The sequence below is a fragment of the Deinococcus piscis genome (assembly GCF_014653275.1).
GTDB lineage: Bacteria > Deinococcota > Deinococci > Deinococcales > Deinococcaceae > Deinococcus > Deinococcus piscis.
In genome coordinates, this window is record NZ_BNAL01000013.1 from 1 (window position 1) to 18323 (window position 18323).

General features: G+C 65.6%; 14 protein-coding genes, 2 tRNA genes, 1 rRNA gene and 1 other RNA gene. 7 read left to right on the forward strand and 11 right to left on the reverse strand.

Features of this window, described 5'->3' with window-relative positions; all coding sequences use genetic code 11:
- Nucleotides 1-59 (forward strand): 16S ribosomal RNA (locus IE158_RS06365); the annotation flags it as partial.
- Nucleotides 60-211: 152 nt separating this feature from the next.
- On the opposite strand, the gene lpdA is transcribed toward IE158_RS06365, so the two are convergent.
- A complete protein-coding gene (gene lpdA, locus IE158_RS06370) occupies nucleotides 212-1603 on the reverse strand; it encodes a dihydrolipoyl dehydrogenase (RefSeq protein WP_189642880.1) in 1392 nt (463 codons plus the stop codon).
- 298 nt (nucleotides 1604-1901) lie between these two features.
- Here lpdA and IE158_RS06375 point away from each other — a divergent pair, with 298 nt between their 5' ends.
- Nucleotides 1902-3176, forward strand: a complete 1275-nt coding sequence (locus IE158_RS06375) for a M24 family metallopeptidase (protein WP_189642832.1) — start codon at nucleotides 1902-1904, stop codon at nucleotides 3174-3176.
- 93 nt (nucleotides 3177-3269) lie between these two features.
- On the opposite strand, the gene IE158_RS06380 is transcribed toward IE158_RS06375, so the two are convergent.
- The 7 genes from IE158_RS06380 to IE158_RS06410 form a co-directional block, all read right to left on the reverse strand.
- Nucleotides 3270-4463 carry an MFS transporter gene (locus IE158_RS06380; protein WP_189642833.1) on the reverse strand — a complete coding sequence of 398 codons (1194 nt, stop codon included), beginning with the start codon at nucleotides 4461-4463 and terminating at the stop codon, nucleotides 3270-3272.
- Between the two features lie 127 nt (nucleotides 4464-4590).
- Nucleotides 4591-7332, reverse strand: coding sequence for a S8 family serine peptidase (locus IE158_RS13730; protein ID WP_189642834.1), 2742 nt, complete (start codon nucleotides 7330-7332; stop codon nucleotides 4591-4593).
- A 17-nt stretch (nucleotides 7333-7349) separates the two neighbouring features.
- Nucleotides 7350-7853 (reverse strand): PPC domain-containing protein, encoded by a 504-nt coding sequence (locus IE158_RS06390; protein ID WP_189642835.1) that lies wholly within the window; start codon nucleotides 7851-7853, stop codon nucleotides 7350-7352.
- A gap of 249 nt (nucleotides 7854-8102) precedes the next feature.
- Entirely contained in the window at nucleotides 8103-9365 is a 1263-nt protein-coding gene (locus IE158_RS06395; protein WP_189642836.1) for a M16 family metallopeptidase, read from the reverse strand.
- Entirely contained in the window at nucleotides 9362-10723 is a 1362-nt protein-coding gene (locus IE158_RS06400; protein ID WP_189642837.1) for a M16 family metallopeptidase, read from the reverse strand. The genes IE158_RS06395 and IE158_RS06400 overlap by 4 nt, the downstream gene beginning before the upstream one ends.
- A gap of 56 nt (nucleotides 10724-10779) precedes the next feature.
- The gene (gene hemW / locus IE158_RS06405) at nucleotides 10780-11910 is read right to left on the reverse strand and encodes a radical SAM family heme chaperone HemW (protein WP_229838951.1); all 1131 of its coding nucleotides are present in this window, start codon (nucleotides 11908-11910) and stop codon (nucleotides 10780-10782) included.
- A gap of 82 nt (nucleotides 11911-11992) precedes the next feature.
- The gene (locus tag IE158_RS06410; protein ID WP_189642838.1) at nucleotides 11993-12349 is read right to left on the reverse strand and encodes a hypothetical protein; all 357 of its coding nucleotides are present in this window, start codon (nucleotides 12347-12349) and stop codon (nucleotides 11993-11995) included.
- A 63-nt stretch (nucleotides 12350-12412) separates the two neighbouring features.
- On the opposite strand from IE158_RS06410, the gene IE158_RS06415 reads away from it, so the two are divergent.
- The 3 genes from IE158_RS06415 (at nucleotide 12413) to IE158_RS06425 (ending at nucleotide 16648) form a co-directional block, all read left to right on the forward strand.
- Nucleotides 12413-13990 carry a Ppx/GppA phosphatase family protein gene (locus IE158_RS06415; protein WP_189642839.1) on the forward strand — a complete coding sequence of 526 codons (1578 nt, stop codon included), beginning with the start codon at nucleotides 12413-12415 and terminating at the stop codon, nucleotides 13988-13990.
- Nucleotides 13991-14183: 193 nt separating this feature from the next.
- On the forward strand, nucleotides 14184-15374 hold the full coding sequence (locus tag IE158_RS06420) for a tetratricopeptide repeat protein (protein ID WP_189642840.1): 1191 nt from the start codon (nucleotides 14184-14186) through the stop codon (nucleotides 15372-15374).
- Between the two features lie 89 nt (nucleotides 15375-15463).
- Nucleotides 15464-16648, forward strand: coding sequence for a glycosyltransferase (locus IE158_RS06425; protein WP_189642841.1), 1185 nt, complete (start codon nucleotides 15464-15466; stop codon nucleotides 16646-16648).
- Between the two features lie 73 nt (nucleotides 16649-16721).
- Here the strand turns inward: IE158_RS06425 and IE158_RS06430 are convergent.
- Nucleotides 16722-16806: transfer RNA gene (locus tag IE158_RS06430), tRNA-Leu, on the reverse strand.
- A gap of 189 nt (nucleotides 16807-16995) precedes the next feature.
- Nucleotides 16996-17268, reverse strand: a complete 273-nt coding sequence (rpsO, locus tag IE158_RS06435) for a 30S ribosomal protein S15 (RefSeq protein WP_189642842.1) — start codon at nucleotides 17266-17268, stop codon at nucleotides 16996-16998.
- A gap of 158 nt (nucleotides 17269-17426) precedes the next feature.
- Here rpsO and IE158_RS06440 point away from each other — a divergent pair.
- Nucleotides 17427-17511 (forward strand) — tRNA-Leu (locus IE158_RS06440).
- A gap of 119 nt (nucleotides 17512-17630) precedes the next feature.
- Nucleotides 17631-17730, forward strand: an RNA gene (gene ffs / locus IE158_RS06445) — signal recognition particle sRNA small type.
- A 118-nt stretch (nucleotides 17731-17848) separates the two neighbouring features.
- Here the strand turns inward: ffs and moaC are convergent.
- Nucleotides 17849-18322 (reverse strand): cyclic pyranopterin monophosphate synthase MoaC, encoded by a 474-nt coding sequence (gene moaC / locus IE158_RS06450; protein WP_189642843.1) that lies wholly within the window; start codon nucleotides 18320-18322, stop codon nucleotides 17849-17851.
- Between the last annotated feature and the right edge of the window lies 1 nt (nucleotide 18323).

Consider the following 18323-nt stretch of genomic DNA (forward strand, 5'->3'; position numbering starts at 1 on the left):
CTGGGGTGAAGTCGTAACAAGGTAGGTGTACCGGAAGGTGCGCCTGGATCACCTCCTTTCTATAGCGTCACATCAACGTCAGAGTTCCCTCTGTATCAATAGGCCGGCTTCCTTCGGGAGGCCGGTTTTTTATTGTCTCTAGCGTGTGGTCAATTTGAAGAGGGGGGGCGGACAACTTGTCTGCCCCCCTGCGTACCCTCGCCATTTACGCTTAGCGGTTCACAATGTGAATGGCCTGCTTGTGAACGGCTTCGGCAGCCTCCAGAATGCCCTCGCCCAAAGTAGGGTGAGCGTGGATGGTCAGCGCAATATCGCTGGCAGTGGCGGCCATTTCTAGCGCCAGGCCCGCTTCGCCCAACAGGTCGGAAGCGCGGGGACCCACGATGTGCACACCGAGCACCAGGTCGGTATCTTCTTCAACCACCATCTTGATGAAGCCGCCGGTTTGCTGCAGCGTCATGGCACGGCCTGAAGCGGCCATGGGGAAGACGCCCTTCTTGATCTTGTAGCCCTTTTCCAGGGCCTCAGCTTCGGTCAGGCCTACCCAGGCCAGTTCGGGGTTGGTGTAGACCACGCCAGGGATCGCCACGGCGTCCTGTTCGGCGGGTTTGCCGGCGATGACCTCGGCGGCAACCAAGCCTTCTTTCATCGCCTTGTGGGCCAGCATAGGGTTACCGGCCACGTCGCCAATAGAGAAGATGTGCGGCACATTGGTGCGCTGCTGCTTGTCGGCAGGGATGAAGCCCCGGTCAGTCACAGTGACGCCAGCCTTGTCTGCGTTCAGACCGTCAGTGCGGGGGCGGCGGCCAATGGCCACCAACACGCGGTCAAAGACTTCAGTGCGTTTCTCGCCGCTCTTCACATCCTCAATTTCTACATGCACGCCGTCGGCTTTGCGCTCGGCCCGGTTGGCTTTGGTCTGGGTTTCGATGGTAATGCCCTGTTTCTTCATGATCTTGGTGAACTCGGCGACAGCCTCAGCGTCAGCCCCAGGAATCACGCCGGGCATAAATTCGATAATCTTCACTTCGCTGCCGAGATTGTTGTACACCTGCGCGAACTCGAAGCCGATGACGCCGCCGCCGATACACAGCATCCGGGCCGGTACCGGGTCAGGCATGACCAGTGCGCCGGTAGAGTCCACAATCACTTCCTGGTCCACGTCTACGCCGGGTAGGCGAGCTGGCTCTGAGCCGGTGGCAATGATGAAGTGACTGGCCGTGTGCTTCTGACCGCCGACCTCTACGGTGTGCTCATCTACGAAACTGGCCTGGCCGCTGAGCACGGTCACCTTGTTGGCCTTGAGCAGGCCACTTACCCCGCCAGTCAGCCGATTGACGATGCCGTCTTTCCACCCATTTAGCTTGGCGATGTCCAGCGTGGTATCGGCAAAGTTGAGGCCGAATTCGCTGGCGTGCTTGCTCTCCATCATCACTTCAGCGGCGTGAAGCATCGCCTTGGTGGGAATACAGCCCACGTTCAAGCAGACGCCTCCGACTTTTTCCCGCTCCACGATGGCGGTCTTCAGACCCAGCTGACCAGCGCGAATAGCCGCGTGATAGCCGCCGGGACCAGCACCGATCACGATCACATCAAAATCCATGTTTGCCATGAGGCCCAGTTTAGCGGTTGCCTCCGGGCAGGATTCGTCAGCAGGAAGGGATTGCGCGGCGCTGCGTCCGTTACCTCTCCACCAAAGTTGCTGGGCTAGGGGCTCTGGGCTAGACCCTGTGCCCAGCGGCTCCGCAATTGGCCTGGGTGGGCTCGGCACTCTAGTGCTGGCTGCCCAGAAGATAGGCAACAGCTGCTGATAGGGAGCCCAGGCGGCGCGTAGATTCGGTGTTTGCCTGTAGGAGCGGGCCCAACCCCACAACCTTCTGGACAGCCTCTAGACTTGGGGCATGACCCTTCCACAACCGACTGACCAGCCTGGCCCCACCGCCCGCATCCGTGAGGCGCTGCACTCGGCGGCTGGGCAGGGCCTGGATGGCTGGCTGCTGTACGACTTTCAGGGCCTGAATCCGCAGGCGCAGCGGGTGCTGGGCTTGCCCGCAGAGGCGCACCTGACCCGGCGGTTTTTCGTGTGGGTGCCGCGTGAGGGCCGGGCCACGGTGCTACACAACCACATTGAAGGAGGCACCTGGCGGCGAATAACGGCTGGTTGGGACGCGGACTACCGCGCGTTCGGGTCGCACACCGAGCTCGACACGCTGCTGGCCGACGTGGTGGGCGGGCGCGTGGTCGCCATGGAATACAGCCCACTCGGCGCAGTGCCCTATGTCAGCCGGGTGGACGCCGGAACGCTGGAGCGTGTGCAGGCTGCTGGGGCCGAGGTGCGCAGCAGTGCGGACCTGCTCCAGACCTTCCTGCGCTGGTCGGAAGAGGACTTGGCGGCGCACCGCCGGGCCGCTGCCGTCCTGATGGAGGCCAAAGACGCGGCTTTCAAGCTGCTGCACGAGCGGCTTCAAGCTGGAGAACCGGTCACCGAGTTGGACGCGCAGGCAGTGATTCATGCGCGGATTGAAGCCGCTGGGATGCACTGGGGCCACGCTGTAAATGTGTCGTTTGGAGCGGGGGCAGCGGACCCCCACTACCAACCGGGAGGCGACGTGAATGCAGCCCTGCAACCCGGCCAGTGCGTCTTGATAGACCTGTGGTGCGCCGAGGCGGGGCGGCCCTACAGCGACGTGACCTGGGTCGGCTACGCCGGAGAGCCCACAGCCGAGTATCTGGACGCTTGGCAGGCGGTACGTGGGGCGCGGGATGCCGCTGTGGAGCTGCTGTCTGACCAGTGGCCACAGGTCCAAGGCTGGCAAGCTGACCGCCGCTCCCGCGAGGCGATGGGTGAGCGCTGGGTGCCGCACTTTTTGCACCGGCTGGGGCATGATCTGGGGAGCGATACGCCTGGTTCGGGACTGCATGGTGCGGGGGCCAACCTGGACGATTATGAAACCCAGGACACCCGGCAGCTGACCCCAGGGCTGGCCGTCACGATTGAACCGGGCGTGTACCCACGCGAGCGCGGCTTTGGGATTCGCAGCGAAATCAACCTGTATCTGGCAGAGACTGGCCCCGAGATCACCACCGATGTGCAGCGGGAGCCGTTCCGCCTGGGTGGCCCTGAACACTGGAACGAGGTGCGTGCGCGGGCGTACGGTCTGAGTACAGCCGACTGATCTGCCTCAGGGTAAGGCTGTTTGCTATGCCTTGTGGGGCGCGCTGTACTTGCCCCATCCGCAGCGAAGTCATGCCTCTTTTTGTCAAAGGCTCTAGACCGAGTCGGGCTGCGCCGCAGAGCTATGGACGGCCTGTGTCTGCCCGGCAGTCCACAAGTAATACAGCAGTGTGAGCACAAATACCGCCGCGCCCGTAGCAAAAACGCCGCTGTGGCCGTAGTGGGTCCACATCAGGCCGCCCAGCACCGGGCCAGCCGCGTAGCCCAGGGCCTCTACGGTCATGATGGCACCCCAGCCGGTCATGCGCTGGCCCTGAGGCAAGACCAGGCCAACCAGGCCATTCCAGCCGGTCAGAAAGGCACCGTAGCCCACGCCCAGCAGCGGCAAGGCCAGTGCCAGCCGGGTTTCAGGATCGGGCAGTGCCAGCAGGCCGTAGCTGACGGCCAGCGCCAGCAGTCCGGGCAGCAGGGCCCGGCGCGGCGACGTGCGGTCAGCCAGTCGGCCTGCCAGCCACAGTGTCAGCCCCAGGCCCACCAGCAGACCCAGAGCGGGCCAGGCCAAGTCCATCATTCCCAGGCCGAGCTGGGTCAGCAGGGGGAAAATCAAGGTCACCAGCAGGCCCGGGGCCAGTGTCTGTGCCAGCGCGGCGGGCAGCAGCAGGGCCACGCCGCCCCACTGCTCACGCAGTTCGCCCAGTGAGGCGGCCCGGTTCCCGGTCTGCGGCGCGGGCTTGAGCCGCAGCACGCTAAGCGCCAGCAGCAGGGCCAGCCCCTGAATTCCCAGCAGCAATTCCAGCCCCTGCTGTGGCTGGCGTTGCATCATCGGGCCCAGCACACCCACACCCAGCGCCAGCCCAGGGGCCACCGCCAAAGAAGTCAGCGCGAGTGCCCGCGAGGTGCGCCCCGGTGCGGCCAGCAGCTGCGAGTAGCCCATCACGACTGGCCACAGTGAACCGTAGAGGACGCCCCACAGCGCGGCCAGACCGAACAGTCCCAGGTAGGGAAGGCCACCCACGGCGGCGGCCCCCAGCGCCAGGAGGCCAGTCAGCGAAGCCAGCACGAGCAACTTGCCCGCTCCCCAGCGGCCAGCCAGGTAACCCATCGGGCCTTTGCTCAGGGCGTCGGCCAGGTAATGTCCGCCGGTCAGGGTGCCGATCAGGGCGGCGTTCAGGCCCAGAGTGTCGGCACGCAGGGGCAGTGCTGCTACGAAAAACCCGAAGTGCGCCGCTTCGCTCAGAATCAGCAGGGCCAGCAGGCGCAGCATCAGGGCAGGGTTGTTCCACAGCATGTCTGCCCGATTCTACCTGCCGGAGTTGCGGCCAGCGTCCTCCAAAAGAACTCCCCCAGCCTGCTGAGGTGGGGGAGGAGACTATAGACCAGATTCTGCCGGGCCCGTCCTGGTCCAGCCCCAGGGCTCAGTCGGGCGAGGCAGCCCCGCGCACGACGTTGAACGCGGGCGAGGTGTATACCTCCCAGTGCGCGGCGTTGTCTGGGTTGCCCAGGGCCTTGAGCACACGCAGGCGCAGCTGGTACTGCCCCGCCGGAGCCTTGGCCCCATCCGCGTAGGTGCCGTCCCAGACGTAGTCGTTCCAAGGACGTGCGTCGGTTCCCACCTGGTAGACATTGGTGCTGTTGCGGCCCACGTAAGGGAAGGTCTGGACTGGATGTGCCGTGCCCTGCGCGTCTACCGCTTCCATGATGACGGTCTGCACCTGGTGGTCAAGGTGGACCCACAGGGTTGGGGCGTCCAGCACCTTCAGGCCGCGCTGGCCCACCACCCGGTCAAAGGTGAGGAAGGTGTAGTCGGGCAGCTTGCCTGGCTGTTCGTTCTCGAAGTACACCAGGTCAAGGGCTGGGTCGTACAGTGCCGGGAAGTCGCGCTTGGTGGTCTGGCTGCCCTGCACAAAGTACACCGGGCCCATCGCTTCGAGCTTCTGGTAGTCGCCCTGGAAGCCGCCGTAAGGCACCGAGACCGTTTCGGCTGTGCCCTTGGCGACCAGGTAGCCGCCGTACTGGGCGTAGTCGGACTTGGCGTCCAGGGCGGTGGGGGCCGTGATGGTCACGTTCAGCTCCACCTGTCCGCCCGCAGGCACCGTGACCTGTACGCCACCCTGCCCGGCACTGTCCAGGTCTGCGCTCTGGCCGTTCACGGTCATGGTGGCGCGGCCCGTGCTGGGCTTGGGGGCATAGGTGGTGCCCGCCACGCTGAGCGCCGGGTAGTGCTGCACGGTGAAGGTCTGCGGCTGGTCGCCCCGGTTGGTCAGCACCACGACCTTGCTGCGGCTGGGCATGCCGTCGCTTTCGCCCAGCGACAGCTTGGCGGGCGCGGCAAAGACGGTGCTGGCGTGGGCTGCGGGAATGTCCAGCATCCCTGCGCCCTGAAGTTGGGTGTAGATGGGCGTGCCGGGCAGCGGCTGACCGTTGCTGAAGAACCAGCGGGTGCTGGCCGTATTCATCATGCGGGTCTTGACGTCTTCGGGAGTCCAGTCGGGGTGAGCCTGGAGCAGCAGCGCGGCGGCACCAGCCACGTGGGGCGCGGCCATTGAGGTCCCGCTCTTGATGCCGTAGCCGCTGGGGTCACTGCCGCCACCGTTGGACTGGAGGGGCACAGCCGAGTAGATGTTGCCGCCGGGTGCGGACAGCTCGGGCTTGAGGTCCAGGTCGGGGCCCATGCCGTATGAGGAAAAGCTGGTGATGGAGCCGCCCGTGGGGTTCTTGAAGCGCTGTTCGCCCGCGTTGAAGCTCACCGTGACGGTTTTGCCGGCCTGCACGTCTGCGCGGATGGCTTCGCCTTCGGACTGGAGGAACGAGGCAAAAGGAATCTTGATGGCGGGTTCGCCCAGACCGGGTGAGATATAGCCCGGAGCGTTGTTGAACATCAAAATGGCGCTGGCTCCGGCGGCGGCCACATTCTTGGCCTTTTCGGCAAAGGTGCAGGTGCCACGCTGAATCAGCACGGCCTTGCCGCTGAACTGGTTCTCAGCAAAGGGGCTGCCGCCATTTACGCTACAGGCGTTCACGGGATCGGCAACCACCACCGGCAGGACTTTGCCGACTTCTGGCTCGGCGCTTCCCGAGGCGAGCATGTAACCGACGCTACGCGCTGTGCCGTCCACAGTCAGATTGAAGCTCTTGAGGCTGATTTCGGCATTGTCCACCGCGGCCACCGAGATGGCCTTCTCGGCCAGCGAGGGAGCGCCAGTGGCGAACTGACCGTTGGCCCCGCTGTTGCCTGCCGAGATGGTCACGACCACGCCGCGCTTGACCAGGCGGTCAGCGGCCTTGGCGGTGGGGTACTCGGCCCACTGGAAGGAGGAACCGATGCTCATGTTCACCACGTCCATGCCGTCCTGTGCGGCGCGTTCCATTGCCTGCAGCATGATGTCGGCGGTGGTCGAGCCGTTGCAGCCAAACACGCGGTAGGAGCCGAACGACACTTCGGGGGCCACACCTTTAAAGTTGGTGGCCGGGTCATTGCCGCCCACGATGCCCGCCACGTGCGAGCCGTGCCCGCCGCAGTCGTCGGCGATGGGGTCAGGCTGGGGAATGGGGTTGCCATTGGTGGTCGAAGCGTCGAAATCGTCGCCCACGAAGTCGTACTGCGACACCACGCGCCCGGCGAAGGCAGGGTGTTCGTTGTCCATTCCGGAGTCAATCACGCCGACCTTAATGCCCTTGCCGGTCAGGCCCAGTTCGTTCTGGGCGATGTCGGCACCGGTCATGCCGATGGCGCTGAACATCTCTGGAGTGCTGCTGCCTTCTTGCAGCTGGGGCTGTTCGATCACGTCCACCGGGTAGATGGCCTTGACGCCGGGCAGGCGGGTGAAGTGCCCCACTTCGGCGTCGGCGATGTCCACCGAGAAGCCGTTGAAGAGGGTCTGGAAGCTGGCGACTTCCTGAAACTGGATACCAGCACTCTGGGCTTGGAGCAGCACGCTCTGCTGCTGGGCACGCAGACTCTGGGCGCTCAGGGTGCCTGGCTCGCCTTCCAGCTCGACAAACCAGCGGCCTGAGGGGCTGGTGCTGGGAGACAGGCCCAGCTCGGCGGCAGTGTGACCACCGGAAGGCTGGGCAGGGGCGGGGGCAGTCTGAGGCTGTCCGCAGGCACCCAGGAACAGGGCACCGGACAGCAGGGCAACAGCTTTGATTCGGTTCATATCGCTCCTTGAGACGTTCAGCGCTTGTTCAGCGCGACGGTGTAGAGGTTCTTGGCGTTGTTGTCGGTGGCCGTAGGATCATTGACCAGTTTGAAGCTGGTGACTTCGATCACGTAGCGGCCTGCCTTGTCGGCGTTGAACAGAATCTGGGCGTCCAGTGAATTGTCGCTGGGGTTATATGCGCCGTCGTCGTCCTTCTCTAGCAAGATCCAGCCTTCATTCAGGTACAGACGCACCACGGGGTCCAACGTGCTGCCCGCAGGTGCCTTGACATCAATGCGCAGCTGGTCGCCAGCGGCAGCATCGAAGCTGTAGTAGTCAAAGTCACGGGGCTGCCCAGCGATCACGCCGCCATAGCTCTGGCCGGGCGCGATGGTCACGGGCGCAGTGCGGGTCGTGTCGGTGGACCGGTCGGGTGCGCCGCTGCTGGGTGGCTGCTGTGGTGGTTGGGGATGACCGGGCTGACCACAGGACGCCAGCAGCAAGCTGAAGCCAAGAAGTGCGGGGGGGATTCGTTTCATGGTGACTCCTTGCAGGGGCAAATGAGCAAGAGGCGGCCCGCAGGCCAGGGAACAAACGAAGAAGTCCGCAGGCAATCCAAGCCATGCGGAAGCCGGCGGCTGCCCTCCGGCAGAAGCTGTATAGGAATGAAACTCCTTCGGTTGTTTATGCGCATTAAACTTACATCAATCTCACCCTTAGGACAAGACCTTGACAACTCTCTGACAGGCCGCTTTGAGCGGCTTGGAGGGGCTGTCAGTGGGAGTCACTCAGGAGCCAGGCAGAAGCAAAGCACCAGTAGGACGCTGAAATGAGCAGAGGCTAAGTACAGCCTGCACCTGTGCTGGTGTCACCGCTGCGAACTCGGCGGTGAGGTCTTCGGGCGTGACGATGCGCTCACTGCCCTGCGGCAGGTTTTCCAGGCCCAGCACGAACAGGCGTTCGGCGGGTGTGTCTGCCCGCAGGCCCGTTTCAGCGGCCAGGCGGCGGGCGGCGCTGGCGACCTCGGCAGGCGTAGGCGGCGTGCGGTGCAGGTCAGCGACGGTCTGCAAAAAGAGCCGGGTCACTTCATCGGCCCGGTCCGGGTCGCACGAAAAGCCGCCCTCGAAGCTGCCGCAGTCCTGAAAGTCCAGGTGGCCCAAATCGGCGCTGTCAGCCAGGCCGCTATCCAGCAGGGTCCAGTATAGGCGGCTGTTCTCGCCACCCGCGAGCTCGGCCAGCACGGCGGCAGCGGGCCGCAGCGGGTGGTGTGCGGACAGCCCCGGCCAGGCAAAGGCCCCCTGCGCCCGTTCCAGGCCTGGCCAGACCAGCTGCCGAATCTGCCCGCTGGGAGAGGGCGCAGATTCGGCAGCTGGTCCGCCAGAGGCGGTAGAGGCGGGCCAGGGCCACTGCTGCCCCAGCTCACGCTCGGCCCACGACCAGACCTCGGCCTCATCGAGTGCGCCGGTGACCACCAGCAGCACGTTGTGTGGTGCGTAGGCCCGCTGCAACTGAGTGTCCAGCGCCGCTCTGTCCAGCGCCCCCACACTGGCCGGAGTCCCCAAAATGCTCTGCCCTAGCGGATGCGTGCCCCAGAACTCGGCCTGCATGGCTTCCAGCACCCGCACCCCGGGCTGAGAGGCGTACATGGCGATCTCTTCCAGAATTACGCCGCGCTCGGCTTCGATGTCGGGTTCGCGCAGCGCCGGGCGCAGCAGTTCGCGCAGGGTATCCAGCAGCTGCGGCAGGTCTTCAGGCAGTCCGGCAATGTGGTACACCGTCTGCTCCTGCGAGGTAAAGGCATTGTGCACACCACCCAGCCAATCAAGCCGTTCATTCAGCTCGGCGGCGCTGAGGGCTTCGGAGCCTTTGAACAGCAGATGTTCCAGAAAGTGCGCCGCGCCCTGTCCGCCCGTCTGGTCGTGGCGGGCTCCACTGGCGATGAAAAACCCAGCCGCAACGGTGGCTGCCTGTGGGTCGCTCTCGGTCAGCAGGCGCAGTCCTCCTGGCAAGTGCCCTAGCCGGAGCTGACGCCCCCCAGCTGCGCCGCTCACGCGCTCAGCTCCCGTGTGCTGAGGTGCAGCGGGGCGCGGCCCAGCGTGACCAGTGCGGCGTCCGGCAAGGGGTCAGGCAGCGCCGCCAGATAGGCGTTGACCTCCTCATGCGTGATGGCCCGCAGCTGGGCGTGCAGTTCGCCGGGTTCGCGCAGGCGACCCAGCAGCACCAGGTCGCGCAGCATCGCGCTTGCCCGCGCCCGCAGGCCCTCCTCGGAAAAGGCCAGCCCGGTCAGCAGGCCACGCTGCGCCCGCTCGAATTCGTGGGCGCTCAGGCCGGCGCGCAGGCGCTCTGTTTCGGCCAGCAGCACGTCCAGCGTCTCTTGGGCACGGGCCGGGGTGCTGGCGGCCCCCAACTGCCAGAACCCCTGTGACCCCAGCAGCAGGGACGAAGCCTGAGCTGCGTAGGCCAGGCCGCGTTCTTCGCGCACCGCATGAAATAGGCGGCTGGCGCTGCCTCCCGAAAAGGCTGTCAGGGCCAGCTGGCTGGGCAGGTAATCGGGGTGGTCGGCCCCCACTGACGGCCAGCTGAGGCTGAGATGGGTCTGCTCGCTGCCGGGGTGGTACAGGTGCGAGCGCACGCCTGCATGAAAATGCGGTTCGGTTGCTTTGGGTACTGCGCCAGGCTGCCAGTCGCCAAAGGCGGCCTCCACCTGCTCCAAGATTTCGCCTGCACTCAGATCGGCCACCACCGCCAAGAGGCTGCCCTGAGCCCCCCAGCGGGCGTGGGCGGCCCGGAGGGTTGCCGCGTTGATGGCGCTCAGTCCAGCGTGGGTGCCGCTGACCGGGTGGCCGTAGCCGGCCAGTGCGGCGTGGCCCACTGCTGCGGAGCGCGGCCCGCCGAACACTTCAGTGCGGGTATGCAGGGCCAGACGCTCTTCGGGGGTGTCCTGCAATCCTTCGAGGTCCTGCCGGGCCAGGTCGGTCAGGACTGGTACTTCGGCTTCCGGCAGCTCGGGGCGGCAGACCACATCGGCCAGCAGGTGCAGGGCGGCGGGCAGGTCGGCATTCAGCCCGCTGAGGCTCAGGCGGGTGGCTTCGGCCCCCACGCCGCCCCCGCGCCGTAGGCCCAAGGCATCGAAGGCGTTGGCGAGGCTGCGGGCACCTCGGCCTCCAGCTCCTTTGAACAGCCACTCTTCCAGCACTCCGGCGGTGCCCTCCAGGCCCAGTGGGTCGTGGGCGCTGCCCCACGGCAGGCGCAGGCTCACAGCAAATGCAGCCCCGGCCCGTGGCTGCGCGGCCAATGTCAGCCCACCGGGCAGCGTGAACAGCTCTGCGGCAGGCAGGGTGGGTACAACGGGGCGGGCCGAGGTTTGAGCGGGAGCAGCAGGGCGGGCCGAGGGCGGCGTGAATGTCACAGAAGCGAGTGTAACGCCCAGCCTGCCTCCCAACTGCGGGCCAGGCCAGGGTCAGCTCAGGCCCGCGCCAGGTCCAGCGCCAGAAAATCGCTGACTACACTGTTCAGAATCCACCAGCCTGCGTCGGTGGCCTGGAGCCGTTCGCCACTTTGCACCAGCAGCCCGCGCTCCAGATTGGCGCGGATGGCCGGAGCGTAGTCACGGGCCACGTCCACCCCACTGCGCTGCGACAGGTCGGCCAGGTCCACCCCCGCCCGCAGCCGCAGGCCCATGAACAGGGCGTCGGTCACCCAGTCATGGGGCGTGACCAGCTCAGGCTCGCCGGTGTCGCCCCTCAGCCACTCGTGCAGATGGGGGTTGGTGCGCCGCATGGATACGGCGGGCGCAGCCGCTGGGTAGTGCCCCGCTGCGCCCGGCCCCAGTCCCAGGTAATGCCGGGTCTGCCAGTAGGCCAGGTTGTGCTGCGAGCGCTGACCGGAGCGGGCGTAGTTGCTGATTTCGTAGCGCTCGTAGCCCAGGTCAGCCAGTAGGGCCGCCGTGACCTCAAAGCCGCGCTGCTCGTCGCCCTCGCTCACGGTCACGCCCCGGCGGGCAAATTCGGTGCCGGGCTCAATGGTCAGCGTGTAGGCGCTGATGTGTCCCACGCCCAGCTCGTGCAGCCCGTGGATGTCGGCTTCCAGCGGCTGCCCAGCCACCGCCGTAATCAGGTCGCCGCTTACCCGGAAGCCCTGGGCCAGTAGCTGTTCCACAGCCGAGCGGGCCTGCGCCGCCGAGTGCCGCCGGCCCAGAAACAGCAAGGTAGGGTCGTGCAGGCTCTGCACCCCCACGCTGGCCCGGTCAAAGCCCAGCGCCTGCCAGTGCGCTGCCCGCTCCGCGCTGACCGTGCCGGGGTTGATTTCCAGGGTGTTCTCGCTTCGGCCCCAGCCCAGATGCCGCTGAATGCTGCCCACCAGCGCGGCCATTTCGGTGTCTCGCAGGAAACTGGGCGTGCCGCCGCCGAGGTACACCGTGTCCAGATCTATCCGGTACGTGGCGGCCAGTCGCTCGGCCTCGCGTTCTATCTGGGCCAGATACTGTTCCACCAGCCCGCTCTGGCGGGTCAGCACATGAAAGTCGCAGTAGGGACAGATGCTGGGGCAAAACGGCACATGCACGTACAGGTGGCGGATGGCGGCAGAGGCAGACACGGGCCGCAGTATGCCGCGCCCAGTCCCGGGCAACAGCGAGCGGCGGGACCATCTCTAGTTCGGTGGCCGCTGGTGCAGGGCCCTAGCGCCCGTGCGGTACTTCATCCAACCAGCGTTCCAGCGCGGCCTGGGTGTCGGCGGCTGCACTGACCCGCAGCGGCAAGCCAGCCCACTGGGTGTCGGCTGCGCTTTCCAGCACCAAGACGCCGCGCACGTTCAGTTCATGGGCAGCGGCGCTGACAGCGGCAGGGTCACTGAACACCACCAGGTCGGCCCGGCCCTTGCCGTCCAGCTGGCCCAGCGCTGCCAGAGCCGTGTCCAGGGCGTGTTCGGCGGCTTCTGCGGGCAGGGCCACCAGCCAGCGGTGCCCACCGCTGCGGCCTTCAAAGCTGGCGTGGACCGCGCCGTACAGGTCCGTCCAGTTGGAGATGTGTTGCATGCCGCTCAGCATAGAGGCTGGAGCGCAGCGGCAGCCCAGGTGGTTTGGGATAGCCTGAGCCTTATGCGCGTTGCCGTGGCCGACGTTGGAACCAACTCCACCCATCTGATGATTGCCGAAGCCCAGGGCGGGCATTACCGCGTGCTGGACGCCCTGAAGGTACGCACCCGGCTGGGCGAATGCCTGGACGAAAGCGGGAGCATGACCCCCGAAGGCGAGGAGCGGCTCCGCAGCGCCCTGCTGCGCTTCCGTGAACTGGCCGACGCTCTGGAAGTGCCGAATGTGCGTGTATATGCCACCTCGGCGCTGCGTGAAGCCCCCAACGGCCCCGATATCGCCGAGCGGATGCGGCAGGAAACGGGCGTCTATCCGGTCATCATCAGTGGAGAGCGCGAGGGTCGGCTGACTTATCTGGGGGCAGCCCACTCGGTAGAGTTTGGGGCCGATAACCTGCTGCTCGACCTGGGCGGCGGCAGCCTGGAACTGATCCGGGGCAGCGCTGAGGAAGTGCAGGACGTGGTCAGCCTGCCGCTAGGTGGTATCCGAATGCAGGACCGCTTCTTGCACCGCGATCCGACCAGCAAGTCCGAATACCGGGCGCTGGTCGCCTATTTGCAGGGGGCACTGGAGCCGTACCGGGATCGCTTTGGGGCCGGGCCAGAGACCCAGGTGTTCTTGTCCAGCGGCACCGCTGAAGACCTGGCCCTGGCGGCAGCGGCGCGGTCCGGGCAGGTGCCGAGCAGCGTCAATGGCCTACGCATGACGCTGGATGAGCTGGGCGAGCTGCTGGGTGATCTGCGCCGGATGACCGAAGAGGAGCGGGCGCGCATTCCAGCGTTTGCCAAGCGTGCCCGCATCATTGTGGCGGCGGCGGCAGTGCTGCACACCGCGCTGAGTGTGCTGGGTGCCCGCCAGGTCACCATCAGCGAGGGCGCGCTGCGCGAAGGCATGGTGGTCGAGGAATTGCAGCGCCACGAGGACTACGTGGCGGGCCTGAGCGCCCGGCACCGCAGTGCGCTGGCTCTGGCCGAGCGCTTCCGCACCGATTTGCCGCACGCCCGGCAGGTAACAGCACTGAGCAAAGAGCTGTACAACCGGCTGAATGATCAGCTTGCACGGGAAGGCCGCGCTCTCCCGGAAGAGGGCCGGGGCTTGCTGCGGGCCGCGGCCACCTTGCACGAGGTGGGCCAGCTGATTGCCCAGAGCAGCCATCACAAGCACTCGGCCTACCTGATTCGCCACGGTGGTCTGCGGGGCTTCGGCGCCCGTGAGGTGGAACTGGTGGCCCAGATAGCCCGCTATCACCGCCGCAGCCTGCCCAAGGACGCGCATGAAGATTGGGCTGCCCTCAGCCGTGAGGACCGGGCGCTCGTCTCGCAGATGGCCGCCATCTTGCGGGTGGCTGACGGCCTGGACCGCTCTTATGGGGGCCACAGCCGTATTGACGCGCTGGAACGCAGCGGCAAGGGCTGGCGGCTGACAGCCTGCGTGCCCAACACGCTTGACCGCCAGGGCGCACACGAAAAGGCAGACCTATGGACCCGCGAGTTCGGACCGCTCGCCTTTGTGTGGCTCAGTGAAGAGGAATGCCTTGACGCCGCCGAGATGGCGCTGGACCTGGAAGAGGGCCATCCGGTCTAAGCGCCCGCTCGATTTGAGCACCCGAACAATCTGAGTGCCCAAACAATCTGAGTGCCCAAACAATCTGAGTGCCCAAACAATCTGAGTGCTGGGTCAAGTATTTCCCATCCGACTCATGAGGCGTGGGCCTGCAATAAGAAACAAGTTCCCTCGCTCATCCTTGGCTCTGTGCCTTTCTCCCAGGAGGTTGTTTATGTCCCACCGTTCTTCGCGCTCTGGCCTGGTGCTTGCCGCGCTGCTGAGCACCACTCTTGTGCTTCCCGCTGCCCAGGCCCAAAGTGCGCCTGTTCAGCCGGCTCCTTCCCCGGCTCCCGCCGCTGCTCAGGGGGTGGGCACCCCCGCTGCCCAGGCCGCCGGGCAGGCCCGCACTCTGAGTGCCCAGGCCCGCGAGCGCTCGCCGGGCCGCGCTTCTATTGACCAGCCGCTTTGGAAACAGGCCGCGCAGGCCGCCGAAATAGCGGTGCAGTTGGAGCCAGCGAACGCCGAGTATCTGGCCCTGCGTGCGGACATCTATACCGAAACCGGCTTCTGGGCACGCGCCCTGAGCAGCTGGCAGGCTTATTTCGCGGTGGTGGGCAGTGACGCTGCGCCCCAGGCCCAGGCTGCCGCTGGGCAGGTGTACTACCAACTGGCCTACGCGGCTTACCGCCGCAGCGACCTGCCGCAGGCAGCGAATCTGCTGAGCGAGTGCCTGCGCCTGGCTCCGCAGGACGCCGCCTGCACCCTCTGGGCGGGCCGAGTGGCGCTGGAACAGGGCGACTTCGCGGCGGCGCAGACGCTGTATGCCCGCGCTGCGCAGCTCAGACCGGGGGACCGCAGCGCGGCTTACTTTAGCCAAGTGGCCGCGCAGGCCGGGCAGTATGGCCCCGAAGCCACCCGCGCCTTCAGTCAGGCCTACGCCGATCTGGAAGCCGGACGGCACGCAGAAGCGCTTCAGGGCTTTGAGCGAGCGGCGCAGCTGGCCCCCAGCTTTGCCGAGGCGCACCGGGAAGCAGGCCGACTGGCGCTGGAGCAAGGCCAGCTGAGCGTGGCCCGCGCCGCTTATACCGCGCTGGCCTCTTTCCCTGGAGCCACCGACGCTGACCGCTACAACCTCAGCTTGACGGCTGAAGCGGAGCAGTATGGCCTGGGCGCAGTGCGCGAATTCCGCCGGGGGTACGCCCTTTATTCGGCGGGTGACCGCAGCGGTGCAGAGGCAGCCTTCCGGCAGGCGGCTTCTCTCAGTCCACGCTACGCGAAGGCCTGGGCCTGGTTGGGCCGCGTGCAGTATGAGGCTGGCCGCTACGCCGAAGCAGCGGCCAGCTACGAGAAAGCCACGCAGTTGGACCCGGCTGACCGCGCCGCCGCCCACTTTTTGCGGCTTGCGCGGGCGCAGTTGCGTTAGGTCCGCAGAGACCTGGGCCTGATGGCTCTTGTCTCTTGCTGCTGATGGGGGGCAGGGTGGGCCCGGTACACAGCGGCTAGACTGGGCAGGTGCGTATCGGCATTGTCACCGCCACTTATCCGCCTTCCAGAAATGGCGTGGCGACTTCTACCGCCCTGTTTGTGCGGGGCCTGCGTGCGCTGGGTCATGAGGTGCGGGTCTTCGCGCCCCGGCATCCGGCCCAGTACCGCCGCCCCGACTGGGTAGAAGAAGGTGAGGTGTACCGTCTGCCCACGTCCTTTCGCGCCGCCCGGATGCTGGGTGCTCCAGCCGATTACCCGGTATTGCTACATCCCCGCTCGCTGACCCGACGGCTCCCGCTGGACGACCTTGACGTATTTCATACCATGCATCCTTTTCTGGCTGGACGGTTGGCGCTGGACTGGTCGCGCCGTCTAAGCCGTGCGGTGCGGGCACCAGTGGTCTATACCGCCCACACCCAATACGATCAGTACCTGCACTACTCGCCGGTGCCGCCCCGTCTGGCTGCCCCGGCCATGCGCAGGCATGTGGTGGAGTTTGCCGCGCAGGTAGACGCGGTGCTGGCTCCCGGACAGGCCATGCAGGAGATGCTGCGCCGCTACGGTTACGGCGGTGAGGTGCAGCTGTTTCCCAACCCCGTGGACCTGAGCGCTTTTACGTCTCCCCGTGGCGAGCCACTCGATGGCGCACCATTCCGCGCCCGGTACGGTCTACATCTGCACGCTCCACTGGCGATGTATCTGGGCCGTTTGGCCCCAGAGAAAAATCTGGATGTGTTGCTGGCCGCATTTGCCCTGGCCCGCCAAAGCCGTCCAGATCTGCAACTGGCCGTGGTCGGCGACGGTCCCAGCCACGCTGACCTGAGCCGCCGCCTGCCGCCCGGTGTGGTCCTGACCGGCGGTGTGCCCTACGCACAGGTGCCGCAGGCCCTATCTGCTGCTGACGCCTTCATCACGGCCAGCACATCCGAGGTGTTGCCCATGAGCATGATTGAGGCGCTGGCGGCCCGCGCTCCGCTGGTGGCGGCCCGCAGCCCCGCAGCCCTGGACCTGATCCGCGAGGGCGTCAACGGCCACGTAACTGAGCCAAACGCCGAGGCCCTGGCCCAGGGTCTGCTGCACACCCTGGACCCTCAGGCTCTGCCGGCCCTGCGGCGGGGTGCCTGGGAGACTGCCCGCGCCTATGATCTGCCTCAGCGGGCACAGGCTCTGGCCGACCTCTACAGCGACGTGCTGGAACGCCGCTCAAGGTAGCGAAACGCCCCGTCGGGCGGGTTGCTGGCAACACGAAAAAGCCCCGCTCCTTAGTGGAAGCGGGGCTTTTCTCTGGTGCCGAGGATGGGACTTGAACCCACACGCCTTGCGGCACTAGTCCCTGAAACTAGCGCGTCTACCAATTCCGCCACCTCGGCATCTATCGGATATTCCTTCAGCGCCTTAGCGCTTCCGTGAATCAGGCTTGCTTAATGTACAGGTCGCGCCCGGTTCTGTCAAGGGGTGCTGCATGTGCCGTAGTGGCCAGTAGGGAAGAGTGTCTTGGCCACCAGTGACAAACCAAAAGCCAGCCCGGAGGCTGGCCTTGAATTTGAACTGCTATGCGCTTACTTAACGATGCGCTGACCGCGGCGGATGCCGAGCTTGTCAGTCAGGGCAATGTAGCCGTCGTAGTCCGTGCGCTCCATGTACTTGAGCAGGCGGCGGCGCTGGCCGTTCAGCAGCTGCAGACCGCGCTGGCTGTGCTTGTCCTTCTTGTTGGCCTGCAAGTGGTTGCTGAGGTTGTTGATTCGGGCGGTCAGCAGGGCCACTTGCACTTCGGTGCTGCCGGTGTCGTTGCTGCTGCGCTGGTTGTCGGTAATCACTTGTTTCTTGTCCATGTTAAGTCCTCTTTGTCTTATGAAGTCCCGCGTGGAGCAGCCAGGGAAGGCCCCCACCGCGCCAGCGGCAAACGCCAGGGTAGCATGTCGTCACTTGTACCTACAAGGCGGCTTGCCTTGACTTCTCCAGAAGCGCCCCCTATCATTTTGAGGCCCCTGCTGGGGTGGCGGAATTGGTAGACGCGCACGCTTGAGGGGCGTGTGGTTCACACCGTGTGGGTTCAAGTCCCATCCTCAGCACCAGGTTTTTTTGCAGCCCACTGTCCTCGGTGGGCTTTTTTCGGGTGTGGTGTGCCCGCTGCCTAGAGCAGGCATCATGCATTTGTCAGCTGACGCGGCCATGTGCTACTCTTCTTCTCGCATTGCCAGCGCAACGCGGCGAGCGAGATCTGAACCTGGTCAGAGTCGGAAGGCAGCAGCCATAAGGGTTATCGTTCGGGTGCCGTTGCTCACTGGCAGTGCTTTTTTTACTTTTTTCCAGCAGGTGGTTCTGCTGGTCCCTAATGGGGGAGGGTGCCGCTTGATGGCGTACCCTCCCCACTTTTTATTGCCACTCGTTCCTGGTTATGGCGCGAGTCATTTATTCGGCGTGGTACTCCCCGCTTTTGCCTCCTGACTTGCTCAGCAGCCGGATGCCGTCAATTTCCACCGCCTTGCTGACCGCTTTGAGCATGTCGTACAGGTTCAGGGCCGCCACAGTGACAGCGGTCAGGGCTTCCATTTCCACGCCGGTCTGGCCGGCAGTCTTGACCGTCGCTGTGATGTGGACCCCCTGTGGCTCCACGCTCAGCTCCACCCGGCTGCCACTGATCGGCAGTGGGTGGCACAGCAGTACCAGGTCAGCAGTCCGCTTGGCTGCCTGCAGTCCGGCCAATTGTGCGACCACCAGCGGATCGCCCTTGGGGGTACGTCCCGCTTCCAGGGCGGCCCTGGCCTCGGGCGGCAGCCGGACCCAGCCCTCCGCCTTGGCTTCGCGCACGGTCACTGCCTTCTCGGACACATCCACCATGCGTGGGTGACCATCACGGAAATGGGTAAGTTCAGTGTCGCTCACA

What these genes read in the sequence shown, in the direction of transcription:
- lpdA (WP_189642880.1), bottom strand. Translation starts at nt 1,603, where the DNA reads ATGGATTTTGATGTGATCGTGATCGGTGCTGGTCCCGGCGGCTATCAC.
- IE158_RS06375 (WP_189642832.1), top strand. Translation starts at nt 1,902, where the DNA reads ATGACCCTTCCACAACCGACTGACCAGCCTGGCCCCACCGCCCGCATC.
- IE158_RS06380 (WP_189642833.1), bottom strand. Translation starts at nt 4,463, where the DNA reads ATGCTGTGGAACAACCCTGCCCTGATGCTGCGCCTGCTGGCCCTGCTG.
- IE158_RS13730 (WP_189642834.1), bottom strand. Translation starts at nt 7,332, where the DNA reads ATGAACCGAATCAAAGCTGTTGCCCTGCTGTCCGGTGCCCTGTTCCTG.
- IE158_RS06390 (WP_189642835.1), bottom strand. Translation starts at nt 7,853, where the DNA reads ATGAAACGAATCCCCCCCGCACTTCTTGGCTTCAGCTTGCTGCTGGCG.
- IE158_RS06410 (WP_189642838.1), bottom strand. Translation starts at nt 12,349, where the DNA reads ATGCAACACATCTCCAACTGGACGGACCTGTACGGCGCGGTCCACGCC.
- IE158_RS06415 (WP_189642839.1), top strand. Translation starts at nt 12,413, where the DNA reads ATGCGCGTTGCCGTGGCCGACGTTGGAACCAACTCCACCCATCTGATG.
- IE158_RS06420 (WP_189642840.1), top strand. Translation starts at nt 14,184, where the DNA reads ATGTCCCACCGTTCTTCGCGCTCTGGCCTGGTGCTTGCCGCGCTGCTG.
- rpsO (WP_189642842.1), bottom strand. Translation starts at nt 17,268, where the DNA reads ATGGACAAGAAACAAGTGATTACCGACAACCAGCGCAGCAGCAACGAC.